Here is a 13667-nt window from a genome sequence, read left to right on the forward strand (position 1 = left end):
CTCGCCGCTCGCAAGCACCGACCCGCGACCGAGTCCCAGATCCGCAGGGTCGCGCCGTCGACGAGCGCCAGGAGCATGCCGTCGCGCGACGCCGCCTGGAAGCCGGCCACGCCGAGGTCCTCGACGACCCCGCTGTCGGCGTTCCAGCGGCGGGTGGTGCCGCCGTCCGCGAAGGTGACGTTCGTCCGTCCGTGACAGGCTGGCCGCCCGCACGACGCCCTGGGGGACGGCCACCGACGTGCCCGCGACGCGGTCACGCAACCACCTGACACCCGCGTGGGGGTCGTGGAAGAGCACGTACCTGCCCGAGCCCGACACCTGGACGTCCGAGGCGCCGACGGGACGGCCGCTCGCGTCGACGCTGACCAGCTCGGTGCGCCCGGTCGTGGCGTCCCACGCGTACGCACGCGCGCGCAGCCGTCGGCCGGCCGGCCTGTCGCCGCGCACCAGGTTGGTCGCCGTCGACACGTACGCCACCACGCGGGCGTCGTCGGAGACCGAGGCGCCCCACGACGGGGCGTTGGCGGGCCGTGAGTCGACACCGCGACTGACAGGACGGTGCCGCGCTCGGCGGCCTGCCGACGCGCGTCGAGGACCACGGTCACCGTCCGGCGCACGCCGGCGCGACGACCCGGCTCCACACGCGGAGCCTGACGGCCGTACGCCCATGGGGAGCCCGTCCGACGATGTGCCCGCCTGAGATCCGCAGGCCCCGCGCAGTTTCCGCACCGCTGCCGCCCGAACCCTCGCAGGCCTCGCGGACTCAGCGGCACCCGCACCTTGTGCCTGCCGATCGCCGGCACGTGGCCTTCTCCGCGATCGCAGCCGGCCGGCCCGTCCGAAGAAGGAGGTCCGGTCGTAGCGTAGTGCCCCCACATGTCGTCCTCGGTCGCGCCCGGCCACGCACCTGTCCGCAGACGGGCTCGTCCCGAAGCAGGAGCGCGCGAGCATGTCCGCGCGCCGGATCCAGCGCGGCACGGCAGGTCCCCGGCCGGCGAGCACGCCCTCGAGCACCCGCTGCCCCTGGTCCCGGCGTCGTTCGTGCAGGGGGTCGCCGAGCAGCCAGAGGCCGCCGAGGTGCCGGCGCGCGGCGTCGTGCCCGGGTCTCGTCAGCCGCCGTGCCGCCTCGCGCGCGACGACGGCACCCTCCGAGTGCCCACCCAGCACGAGCATCGTGCCGGGGCAGGCCTCGGCGGACCGGTCCAGGACACGGACCGCGTGCCGGGCGTGCGCCCGCCAGCCGGCGAAGTGTCGGTGCCGCAGCCCCTGCCTGCGGACGTCGTCGAGGTCCGCGAGCGAGAGCCTCGGTGCCGCTGCCACCACGGCCGTCACCGACACGCGCTGTCCGGGCACGCGCCGGAGCTCGCGTACCGCCGCTTCGCGCGAGCGACCCCCCGCCCAGACCACTCGTACGTCGGGGCAGCCACCGGGCCTCGCCGGCGCGGCCGTGGGAGCTCCCGACGCCGGGGCGGTGGTCACCGCGGTCGTCGTCACCGCGGCCAGCCCGGTCACCAGCGCCGTGGCAGCCAGCCACGTCACGCCGTTGCGCAGTCGTCCGTGCACCGTGCTCCCCCTCGTCCCGATCGCCGCGCGGTCGCGCGCGCATGGGAGACGCGGACTCCACGGAGAAAGTTGTGGCCGGTGTGGGAGATCAGTTCAGGTCGGGATCGACCGGCCGGTTCACGTGCCAGGCGAGCATGCCCGGCTGGCGACGCATCACGTCGCGGCGCAGGCCGCTGGTGTCGCCGCGGAACGCGTCGCCCACCTCGCCGCTCACGACGTACCAGCTGCCCTCCTCGACCTCGCCGTCGAGCTGACCGGCGCCCCAGCCGGCGTAGCCCGCGAAGACCCGCATCGCGGTCAGGGCGCCGTCGACGAGCTCGGTCGGGGTGTCGAGGTCGACCATGCCGAGCAGGCCCGCGACGGGCCCGCCAGCCGACCGGTGGGTCCTGCGGGTCGCGCAGGGACGCCAGGGCGAGGGCACCGTCGGTGCCGACCGGCCCGCCGCGGAACAGCACCTCCGGCTCGGCGACCGCGTCACGCCACGGCTCGAGCACGTCGGCGACCAGCACCTGGGAGGGTCGGTTGAGCACGACGCCGAGGGCACCCTCGTCGCTGACGTCGAGCAGCAGCACCACCGTGTCGACGAAGTTGGGGTCCTGCAGGGCCGGCGTCGCCACCAGCAGCATCCCCGATGCGAGCTGCATGCCCTCCACTATGTCCGATGCGGCCGCACCGCACACCACCCTGGCGGGGTCAGGCCGCGAGCACCGCCCGGATCCGCTGCACCAGCGACGGCGCCGGGGCCGACCGCGGCGCGGCGCCCGGGACGTACGACGCACGAGCCGCGAGCTCGATCTCGCGGCCGACCCGCTGGGCCGCCTCGCCGGGTGCGCTGGCCCGTCCGGCCATGAGGGCGAGCAGCTCGTGCTCCTTGGCGGTCGCGACGCGGGTCGCGCGGGCCATCCCGGGGCTCGTCGGGTGGGCGGTGTGGTGGTCGATGATCGCGCGGGTGCCCGGCATGTCGTCGGCGGCCGCCAGCCAGGCGATGGCCACCGCGTTGCCGAGGTCGAGGGGCTGCTCGGCCAGCTCGCGCTCGATGTGGCCGGCCAGGCGGGTGTGCCAGCGCAGCTGCAGCGCGCCGAGGAGGGTGGGCTCGTCGCCGAACGTGTCGGCCGCGCCGTCCACGTCCATGGGCAGGCGGCCGTCGAGGCGGGTGTCAGCGGTACGGATCACGTCGCGGAGCACGTCTCCGCGTCGGTGGTGGGACGTCCAGGTCATGGCGGTCTCCTTTGGCTACATACCGACGGTACGTACTTTCAGTATGCCCACCCGAGTCGTCGTCGTTCAAACGCCGCGGCCGTGAGTCGGGTCACCTGATATGTAGGTGCCTTCTGTCAAGGGGCATGGCGAGGCGCCCGTCCCCGTTGGTTGCGGGGCGGGCGCCTCTTGCTTCGTCGTCGTCCTCGCCTTGGCGAGCGTGTCTTCGCGACGCGCGGGTCAGACTGATATTCGCGGGTTGGGTACCGCAAGACGGGGTTTCGGCTGGAGCGTTTTCGCGTGTCTAGGGGCGAGCGTCGCCCGGCGTGCGCCGGACTGCTCATAGGTGAATCGCGGGTCGCTCCACGCGCTGCCACCAGGTGTGGTTGGCGACGAAGCAGATCGTGGGGTGTTAGTCCATGACGGCCAGGGACCAGCACCAGCCGGCCAGCTCGCGAGCGATGGCCACGTTGGCGACGTTGTGGGTCTTACGGCGGTCGATGAACTTCACCCACCGCTGGTGCAGACGACGGTTGCCCTCATCGCCGCGGACCCGTGCCTGGGCTGGGGCCAGGTCCCAGCGGTCGCGCAGAGCTTTCCCGACCAGGTAGCGGGCGCGGTGGTGCCAGGCGGCCTCGACCAGGAGCCGGCGCGCGTGGCCGTTGCCGGTCTTGGTGATCGACCCGCGGTTCTTCGACTCCCCCGAGGAGTGCTCGGTGGGGGTGAGACCGACGAAGGTGCCGATGGAGTTGCCGGTGAACCGGTGCCAGTCACCAATCTCGACCGCGAGCCCGAACCCGGTCAGGGTGCTGACCCCACGCAGACAGCCGAGCCGGCGCACGACGGGGGTGAACTCCGAGTCGGCGGCCATCTCCTCGATCGCGGCGTCGAGCCGGTTCCGTCGGGCCTTCACTGCGAGCACGGCCTCGTAGTCGTTGTCGAAGGTCAGCCGGGTCGCGGGCGCGGTCAGCTGGGGAAGCGCCTCGTGGCGCAGCCAGATGTCGTGCTTGCCGGTCCACGCCTGGCCGCCGTAGTAGACGATGCCGTGGCGCAGCAGCAGTTTCGAGAGCCGGTGCCGGGCCCGCATCAGATCGGCGCGGCAGTCCTCCCGGGCCCGGACCAGGTTGCGAGCGGCTTCCTGGTCCGGGGTCGGGATCGACACCGTCGTGATCTCGTCGAGGCGCAGGAGCTTGGCGAGATGGATGGCGTCCTTGGCGTCGGTCTTGACCCGATCACCCGCCGGTTTCTGCAGCTTCGACGGCGCGAGGACCTCGCACCGGATACCGGCAGCGGTCAGGTGCCGGTACAGCCCGAAACCGGTCGGCCCGGCCTCGTAGGCCACCGCCACCGATCCCGGCAAGCCGACCAGCCACGACTCGACATGCTCATAGGACGGGGTCAGCTTCGTCTGGAACAGCTCGCCCGTGACGCCATCGATCGCCGCTGCTGCGACAGATCGGGCGTGCACGTCGAGCCCAACACTCGTACGCTCGGTAAACACCGGGGCCTCCCACAATTGTCGGATAGGCCGAGCAGGCAGCCCCTGCTCGGTAACCCACGAATCTTGTGAGTGAGGCCCCGGCCCGCAACCCCATCACGCCGAAGGGGTCACGTCATACCGTCTAGGCTGCGGGCCATGAGGACCCGGCGTCAGCGCTTCTCCGACTCGACCAAGCGCGCGCTCGTCGACGTCGCCGAACGGCTCTTCACCGAGCACGGCTACTCCGCCACGTCGCTGGACGCCATCGTGGCGGGCGCCGACGTCACCAAGGGCGCGCTCTACCACCACTTCAGCGGCAAGCAGGCGATCTTCGAGGCCGCCTTCGAGCGGGTGGAGTCGCGGGCGACGGCCGGCATCGCGCAGGCGACGGAGGGCCACCAGGACCCCTGGCTCAAGGCCCAGGCCGGCCTGCGTGCCTTCCTCGACGCGGTGCAGGAGCCGGGCTACCGCCAGATCGTGATCTCCGACGGCCCCTCGGTGCTCGGCCACGAGCGCTACCGCGAGCAGGAGGAGCGCTCGACGTACGCCATCGTCGACGAGATCGTGCGTGCGGTCCTGACCGACACCGAGTGGGACCTCGACGACGCCATGCTCGACACCTTCACCCGGATCTTCTTCGGCGCCATGTCGGCCGCGGGCGGGTCCGTCGCGGTCAGCGAGGACGCCGCCACCGCGGCCTTGCGGGTCGAGGCCGCGATCGGGTTCATCATGGCCGGCCTCCAGCGACTGCTGGAGGACGGCACCGAGCCGCCCGACCCCGTTCGTAGGTCCGGGGCTACTTCGCGAACGTGACGTTGCCGTTGACCGCTGGCACGAGCTCCATCCACACGTGCCCGGCCGGGACCGTGAGCTCGCCGTCCTTGGTCGACAGCTCGATCGCGCCCTTCAGGCCGTCCTTGCTCCACGTGCCGCGGATGACGCGACCGCCGTGGAAGAGCAGCGCCGCGCCCTTGCCCTCGAGCTTGGTCTCGGGCACCGGGTAGCCGGCGGGGTCGCGGTAGCCGGCGTCGCCGACCTTGACCCGCAGCACGAGGATCGAGTCGGCGGGGAACTGGTCGCCCTGGGCGGCGTAGGAGTCGGTGTTGACGTAGCCGCCCTTCTGGAACTGCCAGCTGGTGGAGTGCGCTCCGAAGTCGGCCGTGAGGGTGCGGGCCTTGCCGCCCCTGGGCAGGTCGGCCGGCGTGCCCCACGGCAGGTAGGGGGGCGGCTCGTCCTCGGCCTTGAGCCGCTTGGCGATGTCGCCGAGGCGGGCGAAGAGGTTGTAAGGGGCCGAGCGCGTGGTCTCGCGGTAGACCCCGGCGTCGCCCTCGGTGATCCACGGGATGCCGGCGCCGTTGATGCGGTTGATCGTGACCGGGGCGGCACCGCTCGTCACGACGGTCGCGCCGTCGGGGACGATGCCGATGTCGCTGGCGCGCATCGAGCGCACCGGGCCGATGCTGGCCGGGACCTTGGAGTAGTAGAAGGCCGCCAGGCGGGTGTAGCCGCCCTCGACGAGCTCCTCGACGACGAGGTCGGCAGTGCCGAGCCCGACCTGCGGGGCGCTGGAGGACGTGTTGTCGACCTTGGTGACGATCACCGGGTGCTTGGGCGCCTTGCTCGTGCGCTCGAGGCCGGTGAGGGGCCAGTAGGTCGGCTCCGGCGGCTCGGAGGTCTCCGAGGCGGTGGGCTCCGACGGCTCGTCACCGGCCGGCGTCGCCTCGTCGTCCCCGCCGCTGCAGCCGGCGAGCACCAGCGACGCCGCCACGAGGACGGCGGCGACTGCCTTGTACGACGGGAGGTGGGGGCGGTGACGCACGGGGGGCTCCGTTCGAGCGGGGGATCTCTGCCTTGCAGTGTGGGGGCGCGCCTCCTCCGATCGGAGAAGGCGCGCCACAGGGTAGATCAGCCGGGACTGCCTACCAATCCGAGCCTGTCACGGGGATTCAGGCGCGACGCAGGGTGCCGCCGAACCACTGCGAGGTCCATGGCACGGCGACCCGGACCCGGTCGCCGGAGCCCGGCGCGTGCAGCATGACGGCGTGCCCGCGCGACCAGCGCAGGAAGATCGCGGCGTGGTAGACGCCGCCGCTGCCGTGGAAGAACATCAGGTCGCCGGCGCGCATGTCCTTCTTCGCGACGCGGCGGGCGTGACCGGCCTGGGCGCTCGACGTACGGGGCACGTCGAACCCGGCACGGGAGTACGCGTAGCGGATCAGCCCGGAGCAGTCGAAGCGGTGCGGCCCGGCAGCGCCGTAGCCGTACGCGTCGCCGCGCTGCCGCATCGCGACGTCGCGGGCGCCGAGGACGCGCTGTGCGACGCGGCGCTTGGCGCTGAGCCGGGTCTTCTGGGAGGTCGTGGTGGTGACCTGGTCGGTGTCGCCGGCTGCGGTGTCGGCGTCGCCGGCGGCGGTGGCGGGCAGGGCCGTCAGCGTCGAGGCGGTGACGCCGAGACCGGCGAGGGCGAGCGCGCAGGCTCGCGCCGTACGAGTGGTCGCAGGCATGGAGTGTTCCTTTCCCACGCCTGCGGGGTGAGCTGTCGGGTTGGGACTGGAAGGTGTCCCGCCGCGCACTCCGAGACGGGCGCGGCTTCACCCCGAGCCGACATGTGTCGGCGTGGAACCTGTGGGTCCCCCACTCCTGCCCTCGTGACTCGGGGGTACGTCCCGGTCGGGCAGGACTCGGCGTAGCCCGGGACGGATCGGTCTCCCGATCGCGATCCAACGTGGCAGGGGCCTCGCCCGGATGCAAAGCCGGCCACGGTCCCGAGCGTGGGACCGTGGCCGGGATCACGCAGATCCACGCTCGTCAGGGGCTCAGCCGAGCTTGCGGCCTCCGTCGACGTACAACGTCTGCCCGGTGATGAACGACGCCTCGTCGCTGCACAGGAACGCCGCGGCCGCGGCGATGTCCTCGGGCTGGCCGACGCGGCGGACGGGGGTGGCCTCGGCGTTGAGACGCTGGAGCTCCTCGGGCTCGAGCTTGAGCCGGCGCGCGGTGGCGTCGGTCATCTCGGTGACGATGAAGCCGGGCGCGATGGCGTTGGCGGTGATGCCGAAGGGGCCGAGCTCGATGCCCAGGGTGCGGGTGAGGCCCTGGATGCCCATCTTGGCCGCGGAGTAGTTGGCCTGGCCGCGGTTGCCGAGGGCGGAGACGCTGGAGAGGTTGAGGATCTTGCCGTACTTCTGCTCCACGAAGCGCGACTGCGCGGCCTTGGTCATGTTGAAGACGCCCTTGAGGTGGACGCCCATGACCACGTCCCAGTCCTCCTCGGTCATCTTGAAGAGCAGGTTGTCGCGGGTGACGCCGGCGTTGTTGACCAGCACGTGGATACCGCCGAGCTCGTCGACGACGCGCTGGACGGCGGCCTCGGCGGCGGCGGAGTCCACGACGTCGCAGCCGACGCCGATGGCACGCGCCCCGTCGGTGAGCTCGAGGCGGGCGGCCGCCTCCTGCGCGGCGGCCTCGTCGAGGTCGAGGATCGCGACGGACGCGCCCTCGCTGGCCAGGCGCTGGGCGATGCCGAAGCCGATGCCTCGTGCTGCTCCGGTGATGACGGCGACGCGACGGTCGTAGCGACCCATGTGAACGGCTCCTCGGGCTGGGTGACTGGGGCTCGGGTGACGGGCTGTCCCGGGAGGATCTCATGAGAGTTGTGGAGATCCGGCACAGGGACGCGACGTACGGGCCGAGGTGTGACTAGCGTGGCGCGCATGGGTCGGGGGGACTTCCGAGGCGCAGCCGCAGTGGCGGCCGCGATGGCCGTGGCGACGCTGGTGGTCGCCGCGGCGTACGACCTGCCCGTGCGGGACCCCGACGGGGTCTCGGTCCCGACGTGGGTGCGGCTGCCGCTCATCGTGCTGGCCGCCGTGCTGCTGGACGTCGTCGCGCGGTGGGTGCTGGCGCTGCGGGGTCGCGAGGGTCCGGTCACCGTGTCGGACGCGAGGTCGGTGCTGCGGTCGGTGGTGGTCGCACGCTGGGACCTGGCCCAGGTCCGTTTCACCCTGAGCGGCCTGCTGGCGTGGTACGTCGCCTACGTCGCATTCCGCAACCTCAAGGGCTACCTGCCGTTCGTCAACGAGCGCCTGTGGGACACCGAGCTCGCGCGGCTGGACCGTGTCCTGTGGCTGGGCCACGACCCCGCCGCCGTGCTGCACGAGGTGCTGGGCACGGGCTGGGCGGCCTGGCTGATGTCGGGCGTCTACGTGCTGTGGATCGGACTCGTGCCGGCGGCCCTCGCCGTCGCGCTGGTGTGGACGCGGCGCTCGCTCGCCGGCGAGCTCTACGTCACCGCCATCTCCTTCAACTGGCTGCTCGGGGTGGCGGTCTACTACCTGGTGCCGTCGCTCGGCCCGGTCTACTCCCGTCCGCAGGGGTTCGCCGACCTCTCCCCCACCTTCAACACCCGGGTGCAGGAGTGGCTGCTGCAGGACCGCGTCGACGTCCTCGCCGGCGCGTGGGACACCAGGGCCGTCCAGACCGTGGCCGCCTTCGCCTCGCTGCACGTGGCCATCACGGTGACCACCTGCCTGGTCGCGGAGGTGCTGCGGCTGCCGTCGTGGGTGCGCGTCACGTGCTGGACCTTCGCCGTGCTCACGTCGGTGTCGACGGTCTACCTGGGTTGGCACTTCTTCGTCGACGTCCTGGGCGGAGCGGTCGTCGGGGACGTCGCGCTCGTGCTCGCCGCCACGGCGACCGGTCACCCCTTGCGGCGCGAGCGCGTACGCCCGCGTGACGTCGTCGCGGACGTGGACCGCGAGCAGGCCGGGCGGGCCTAGCTGAGGGCCGGCCCTCGGGCCGGCCGTCGGGCCGGCCGTCGAGTGCCGCGCGGAGACGGGCGGCGTACGTCTCGGGCTCGCCTGCGGCGTACTTCGTGCGGGGCCAGAAGAAGCCGCGCAGGCCGTCGCCCTTGGTGCGCGGCACGACGTGCAGGTGCAGGTGCGGCACGGACTGGCTCACCGTGTTGTTGACGGCGACGAAGGAGCCCTGGGCGCCGAGCCCGTCCTTGACCGCGGTCGCGATGCGTTGGGCGGCGAAGAGGAACGGGTCGCGCAGCGCCGCGGGGAGGTCGGGCAGGGTCTCGACGTGGTCGCGCGGCACGAGCAGGACGTGGCCCTTGAAGACCGGGCGGGTGTCGAGGAAGGCGACCAGGTCGTCGGTCTCGAGGACGAGGTGGCCGGGCACGTCTCCGGCGACGATCTGGCAGAACACGCATCCGTCCACGGACGGATCGTCGCACGCGGGTCGATCAGGCGTTCAGGACCGCCCAGGCGATGAGCTTGTCGAGCCGGCGGATGTCGATCTTCTTGTCGAGCTTGATCTTGATGTGCCCCGCCCGTGTCCACATCTCGAGCTCGGCGTTGAAGTCGAGCAGCTTGCCGGCGTTCTCGGACGACCACATGTCGATGCGGCTGTAGGGAAGTGAGTAGACCTCCACCTTCTTGCCCGTGAGCCCTTGGGCGTCGCGCACGACCAGGCGCTTGGTGGTGAAGATCGCTGAGTCCCGGAAGGTCTTGTAGGCCGCGACGGCCTGCTCTCCGTCGACGAGGAGGTCGTTGACGTCGGCGGGGACGGGGATCTCCTGGAGGAGGGTCCATGACGTGATCGCTGCGGTTTCCATGCGCGAGAGCGTCGCAGACGACAGGGCCGGCGCGTCGCGGATCACGCAACTTCGACAAGGTGGTCCTGATGGTCCGCGCGACCCATCCGCAGCGGGTCACTGTCGGTGGCGATCCCTACCATCGAACACATGACCGACACCCTCCCCGGGCTCGACGCGACCGGCCTCCTGGCTGCCGCGAGCGAGGCCGTGCGCGGGCGCCGGCTGGCCGAGGTCCGCGACCTCGAAGTCCTCGCCCAGTGGGCAGTGGTCCACTCCACCGACCCCACCGAGGGGCCCGACGGCGCACAGGCCCGACGTCTCGGTGACGTGCTGGTCCAGCTCGGCGGCGAGGGCACACCGGGTGTGCAGGACTTCTGCCTCGGTGAGATCGCGATCGCCCGGGGCACGGGCGTCACCGCCACCACCAACGCGCTGGCCGACGTGCTCGACCTCCAGCACCGGCTGCCGGCGACCTGGGCGATCGTCCGATCCGGCGAGGCGGAGGTCTACATCGCCCGACGGGTCGCGCGGCTCACGCGCCACCTGCCCGCCGACCGCGTCGGCGTCGTCGATAGCGCGGTCGCGAGGATCATCGCCCACGAGGCAGGCGGGCGGGTGCTCGCCGTCGCCGAGGGCAAGGTCATCGAGGCCGACCCGGCCCTGCACGACGAGCGCGTCGAGGCGGAGAAGGCCCGTCGCTACGTCGGCTCCGGGCGCACCGACGAGTACGGCCTGCGCACCGTGATCGCGCGCATCGAGGCCGGTGACGCCGTGTGGGTCGAGGCGACCGTGCAGCGGGCGGCCGACATCCTTGCTCCCACCCACCCCGAGGTCGGCGCCGACGAGCTGCGCGCCATCGCCTTCGGCCACCTCGCCCGCCCGGCCGAGCTCCTCCAGCTGCTCCTCGAGCACACCGACGACACCCTCCCCGGCACCGAACCGGCCGAGCCCGACCAGCCCGACCAGCCCGACCAGTCCTCGAGTCGTGCGACCGCGTTCCCCGCCGACCTCCTCGACGCTCTGCGCTCCCTCGACCTCACCCCGCTCGCACCGAAGGCCGTGCTGCACGTCCACCTCCACGAGGCGGCACTCGCCGGCGCCGATGCCGTCGCCCGGGTCGAGGGGCTCGGACCGACCTCCGTGTCCGCGCTGTGCGCGTTGCTGGGCCGCGCCCGGTTGACCGTACGTCCGGTGCGAGACCTGTCGTCGCGGGTGCGCACCACCGCCTACGAGCACCCCGAGTCCCTCAAGGAGCAGGTCTACCTGACGACCGGCGGGGACTACTGGCCCTTCGCCAGCTCCACCAGCCGCCGGGTCGACTACGACCATCCCACTCCCTACGACGACACCGGCCCACCCGACCCGAAGCATCCGCAGACGGGGTCGCACAACTCCGGCCCACTCGGCAGGCGGCACCACCGTTGGAAGACGCACGCCGGCTACCGATCACGCCAGTGCGGCCAGGGCCGCTATGTCTGGCTGAGCCCGCACGGGCTGGCCTTCAACGTCGACCACCGCGGAACCCGCGGCATCGATCCCCACCACGCGCGGGAGATCCTCGAGGCGCCGCCGGGCGTCGACCTCTACTTCACCTGAGCAGCTCGACCGTGGGTCCTGGGTGGCCTCAGGCCGAGCAGTCGAAGGTGGGGTCCAGCTCGCTGGGCCCGGGCGCAGCAGGCCCCGTCCCCGCGAGCACGGGTCCGAACAGGTAGGCCAAGGCATCCAGGTCGCACTGGGAGAACAGCGGGTCCGGGGCGTCGCCGATCCAGCCGTACCCCATCAGGTCGGTGCTCTCGAGCAGGTTGGTGGCGTGGCCGAGGCCGAGTGCGTGGCCCAGCTCGTGGAGCGTCACGTAGTACAGGTACTCCGGCGTGTAGCTCTCCTCGGTGGCGAACTCCGAGGACACGATGATGTTGCCGCAGCCCGTGGCCCCGCAGATCGCGTACCCGGCGAAGACGACCCCGCCTGCGTGCGGCACGTAGTGCAGGACGATGTCGGCGGACCTGCGCTTGGAACCCGTCACGTCCGTCAACGTGATCTCCCCGTCGAAGCACGAGCGGAGCACCTCGTCCCACGACTCGATGGCGTCGCGCACGGCGGCGAGATGAGCGTCGGAGACGTTGGGCGCGGCCTGCACGCCGACCGTGAGGTGCGTGTCGTCCCACACGTACTTGTTGGGGTAGTAGTAGTTGAGGATCACCAGCTCCTCGGCGTCGGACTCGGGCAGGTTGCAGTCCACACCGCTGCCCGCGGTCGATCCCGGCTTGGCCGACGTCGCGGGCGCAGCCGCCAGGCCGAGGCTGCCCAGCAGGAAGGCCAGCAGGAGGGCCAGCACGAGGAGAAGTCGTCGGATGCTCATCGCGCGCTCCAGGGCGGTCGGGGGAGCTCGACCGAGAGCAGGCTCCCGGGGGATCTCGACGCTACGCCGCCGGGACAGCATCGGGAAGAGCCGGCGCGCCCGCTCGTGCCGAGGACCACGCGACAGGGGGCGAGTTGGCGCGTTCTGCCACGCGCGCGCCCAGCCGGTGTGACCCTTGAGGAGTCAGCACCATCGTGATCCCGTGGGGGAACCGCACCATGACCACGCTCGTCCGCGCGCTCGCGCTTGCCGTCGTCTCGCTCGGCCTCACCGCCGGCCTCGCGATCGTGGTGCAGGCGCCCGCGTCGGCCTTCTCCGACCGCGACTGCGGCGACTTCCCGAGCCAGGCCGCCGCACAGAACTTCTTCCTGCAGGCCGGCGCGGGCGACCCGCACCGCCTCGACGACGACGGGGACGGGGTGGCGTGCGAGTCCAACCCGTGCCCGTGCATCGGCCGCGGCAGCACCGCGCCCCAGCAGCTGGCCAACACCCAGACGCAGCAGACCCACCGCGAGACGGGCAACGTCGTGCGCGTCACCGACGGCGACACGCTCCGGGTGCGCCTGCGCAGCGGCGCGCGTGTCGGTACGCATGCTCGGGATCGACACCCCGGAGCGCGGCCGCTGCGGTGCCCAGGAGGCGACGGCCAACCTCCGCCGGCTGGCCCCGGTGGGGTCGACCGTGCACCTGGTCTCCGACCGGACCCAGGCCGCGAAGGACAGGTACGGCCGGTTGCTGCGCTACGTGAAGCGTGAGGGCGGCTTCGCGGACCTGTCCTACCGGCAGGCGTGGAGCGGGTTCACCCGGCCCTACGTCTACGGCGGCAAGCCGGTCGCGCGGCACGGCACGTACGTCCGCGCGATCCGCGACGCGCGCGACCACCAGCGGGGCGCGTGGAACGGGTGCTGGTGACGCCGTAGCCTCGCCGTCGTGATCCTCCCGGCCGTCCGCGATCCCCGTCTGGTCACGGTCCGCCGGGGCGGCACGCTGACCGACGAGGGCCACCACGCCCTGGCCCTGTGGGCGGCCGCGTGCGCCGAGCACGTCCTCCCGCTCTTCGAGGGCTCCCGCCCCGACGACACCCGCCCCCGCGAGGCGATCGCCGCCGCGCGGGCCTGGACGCGCGGCGAGCTCTCGATGAGGCGTACCCGCGCCCTCGGCGGGCACGCGATGGGTGCCGCGCGCGACTTGACCGGCGCGCCCCGCTTCGCCGCGTACGCCGCCGGGCAGGCCGCGGTCGTCGCTCACGTCGCCGAGCACGACCTCGGCGCGGCGGCGTACGCGATCAAGGCGGCGATGGCAGCCGCTCCGGGGCAGGAGGAGACGGTGCGCCACGCGGAGTGCCGCTGGCAGCACGACCGGCTTCCCGCGACGGTGCGCGAGCTGGTGCTGGAGGACCAGCAGCGGCGCAACCCGATCTGCTGGAACGTGTTCGACCCTCCATCGTGAACAACGGTCGTGAGGAA

General features: G+C 72.4%; 15 protein-coding genes, 2 pseudogenes and 1 riboswitch. Of the genes and pseudogenes, 6 read left to right on the forward strand and 11 right to left on the reverse strand.

Annotated features, from left to right (window positions below):
• The 5 genes and pseudogenes from EXE59_RS25040 to EXE59_RS00020 form a co-directional block, all read right to left on the reverse strand.
• On the reverse strand, positions 1-1563 hold a 1563-nt coding region (locus EXE59_RS25040; protein WP_168218342.1), incomplete at its 3' end, for a cutinase family protein.
• Between the two features lie 88 nt (positions 1564-1651).
• Complete coding sequence (locus EXE59_RS24730) at positions 1652-1906, reverse strand: YqgE/AlgH family protein (protein WP_281280278.1); 255 nt, start codon at positions 1904-1906, stop codon at positions 1652-1654.
• Positions 1907-2024: 118 nt separating this feature from the next.
• Positions 2025-2207 (reverse strand): annotated as a pseudogene (locus EXE59_RS24735) (YqgE/AlgH family protein); the annotation flags it as partial.
• Between the two features lie 49 nt (positions 2208-2256).
• Positions 2257-2781, reverse strand: a complete 525-nt coding sequence (locus EXE59_RS00015) for a hypothetical protein (RefSeq protein ID WP_135837072.1) — start codon at positions 2779-2781, stop codon at positions 2257-2259.
• Positions 2782-3172: 391 nt separating this feature from the next.
• A complete protein-coding gene (locus tag EXE59_RS00020) occupies positions 3173-4261 on the reverse strand; it encodes an IS110 family RNA-guided transposase (RefSeq protein ID WP_135837073.1) in 1089 nt (362 codons plus the stop codon).
• Positions 4262-4396: 135 nt separating this feature from the next.
• On the opposite strand from EXE59_RS00020, the gene EXE59_RS00025 reads away from it, so the two are divergent.
• Positions 4397-5053: a TetR/AcrR family transcriptional regulator gene (locus EXE59_RS00025; protein ID WP_135837074.1), complete on the forward strand. Its 657-nt coding sequence runs from the start codon at positions 4397-4399 to the stop codon at positions 5051-5053.
• Here the strand turns inward: EXE59_RS00025 and EXE59_RS00030 are convergent.
• The 3 genes from EXE59_RS00030 to fabG form a co-directional block, all read right to left on the reverse strand.
• Positions 5037-6059 carry a DUF3048 domain-containing protein gene (locus tag EXE59_RS00030; RefSeq protein ID WP_168218343.1) on the reverse strand — a complete coding sequence of 341 codons (1023 nt, stop codon included), beginning with the start codon at positions 6057-6059 and terminating at the stop codon, positions 5037-5039. The two genes, EXE59_RS00025 and EXE59_RS00030, sit on opposite strands and share 17 nt — an antisense overlap.
• A 127-nt stretch (positions 6060-6186) precedes the next feature.
• On the reverse strand, positions 6187-6744 hold the full coding sequence (locus EXE59_RS00035; RefSeq protein WP_135837076.1) for a C40 family peptidase: 558 nt from the start codon (positions 6742-6744) through the stop codon (positions 6187-6189).
• Positions 6745-6746: 2 nt separating this feature from the next.
• A riboswitch (cyclic di-AMP (ydaO/yuaA leader) is annotated at positions 6747-6909 on the reverse strand.
• A 147-nt stretch (positions 6910-7056) separates the two neighbouring features.
• Complete coding sequence (gene fabG / locus EXE59_RS00040; RefSeq protein WP_135837077.1) at positions 7057-7824, reverse strand: 3-oxoacyl-ACP reductase FabG; 768 nt, start codon at positions 7822-7824, stop codon at positions 7057-7059.
• Positions 7825-7953: 129 nt separating this feature from the next.
• On the opposite strand from fabG, the gene EXE59_RS24280 reads away from it, so the two are divergent.
• Positions 7954-9018, forward strand: a complete 1065-nt coding sequence (locus EXE59_RS24280; protein ID WP_135837078.1) for a phosphatase PAP2 family protein — start codon at positions 7954-7956, stop codon at positions 9016-9018.
• Positions 9019-9208: 190 nt separating this feature from the next.
• Here EXE59_RS24280 and EXE59_RS24960 read toward each other — a convergent pair.
• Together EXE59_RS24960 and EXE59_RS00055 are read right to left on the reverse strand one after the other, a co-directional pair.
• Positions 9209-9463 (reverse strand): annotated as a pseudogene (locus tag EXE59_RS24960) (HIT family protein); the annotation flags it as partial.
• Between the two features lie 25 nt (positions 9464-9488).
• Positions 9489-9860 (reverse strand): PH domain-containing protein, encoded by a 372-nt coding sequence (locus tag EXE59_RS00055; RefSeq protein WP_135837080.1) that lies wholly within the window; start codon positions 9858-9860, stop codon positions 9489-9491.
• A gap of 129 nt (positions 9861-9989) precedes the next feature.
• Between EXE59_RS00055 and EXE59_RS00060 the strand changes: the two genes are divergently transcribed.
• On the forward strand, positions 9990-11438 hold the full coding sequence (locus EXE59_RS00060; RefSeq protein WP_135837081.1) for a hypothetical protein: 1449 nt from the start codon (positions 9990-9992) through the stop codon (positions 11436-11438).
• Between the two features lie 28 nt (positions 11439-11466).
• On the opposite strand, the gene EXE59_RS00065 is transcribed toward EXE59_RS00060, so the two are convergent.
• Complete coding sequence (locus tag EXE59_RS00065) at positions 11467-12201, reverse strand: matrixin family metalloprotease (protein WP_135837082.1); 735 nt, start codon at positions 12199-12201, stop codon at positions 11467-11469.
• 218 nt (positions 12202-12419) lie between these two features.
• On the opposite strand from EXE59_RS00065, the gene EXE59_RS24965 reads away from it, so the two are divergent.
• The 3 genes from EXE59_RS24965 to EXE59_RS00080 are packed head-to-tail and all read left to right on the forward strand — an operon-like array spanning position 12420 to position 13650.
• The gene (locus tag EXE59_RS24965; protein ID WP_210428828.1) at positions 12420-12956 is read left to right on the forward strand and encodes an excalibur calcium-binding domain-containing protein; all 537 of its coding nucleotides are present in this window, start codon (positions 12420-12422) and stop codon (positions 12954-12956) included.
• Positions 12934-13113, forward strand: a complete 180-nt coding sequence (locus EXE59_RS24970; RefSeq protein ID WP_210429251.1) for a hypothetical protein — start codon at positions 12934-12936, stop codon at positions 13111-13113. Before EXE59_RS24965 ends, EXE59_RS24970 begins: the two co-directional genes overlap by 23 nt.
• Positions 13114-13131: 18 nt before the next feature.
• The gene (locus EXE59_RS00080; protein ID WP_135837084.1) at positions 13132-13650 is read left to right on the forward strand and encodes a putative immunity protein; all 519 of its coding nucleotides are present in this window, start codon (positions 13132-13134) and stop codon (positions 13648-13650) included.
• The last annotated feature ends 17 nt before the right edge of the window (positions 13651-13667 follow it).

Origin of the sequence: Nocardioides eburneiflavus, assembly GCF_004785795.1 — a bacterium.
In the GTDB taxonomy this organism is placed as follows: Bacteria; Actinomycetota; Actinomycetes; order Propionibacteriales; family Nocardioidaceae; genus Nocardioides; species Nocardioides eburneiflavus.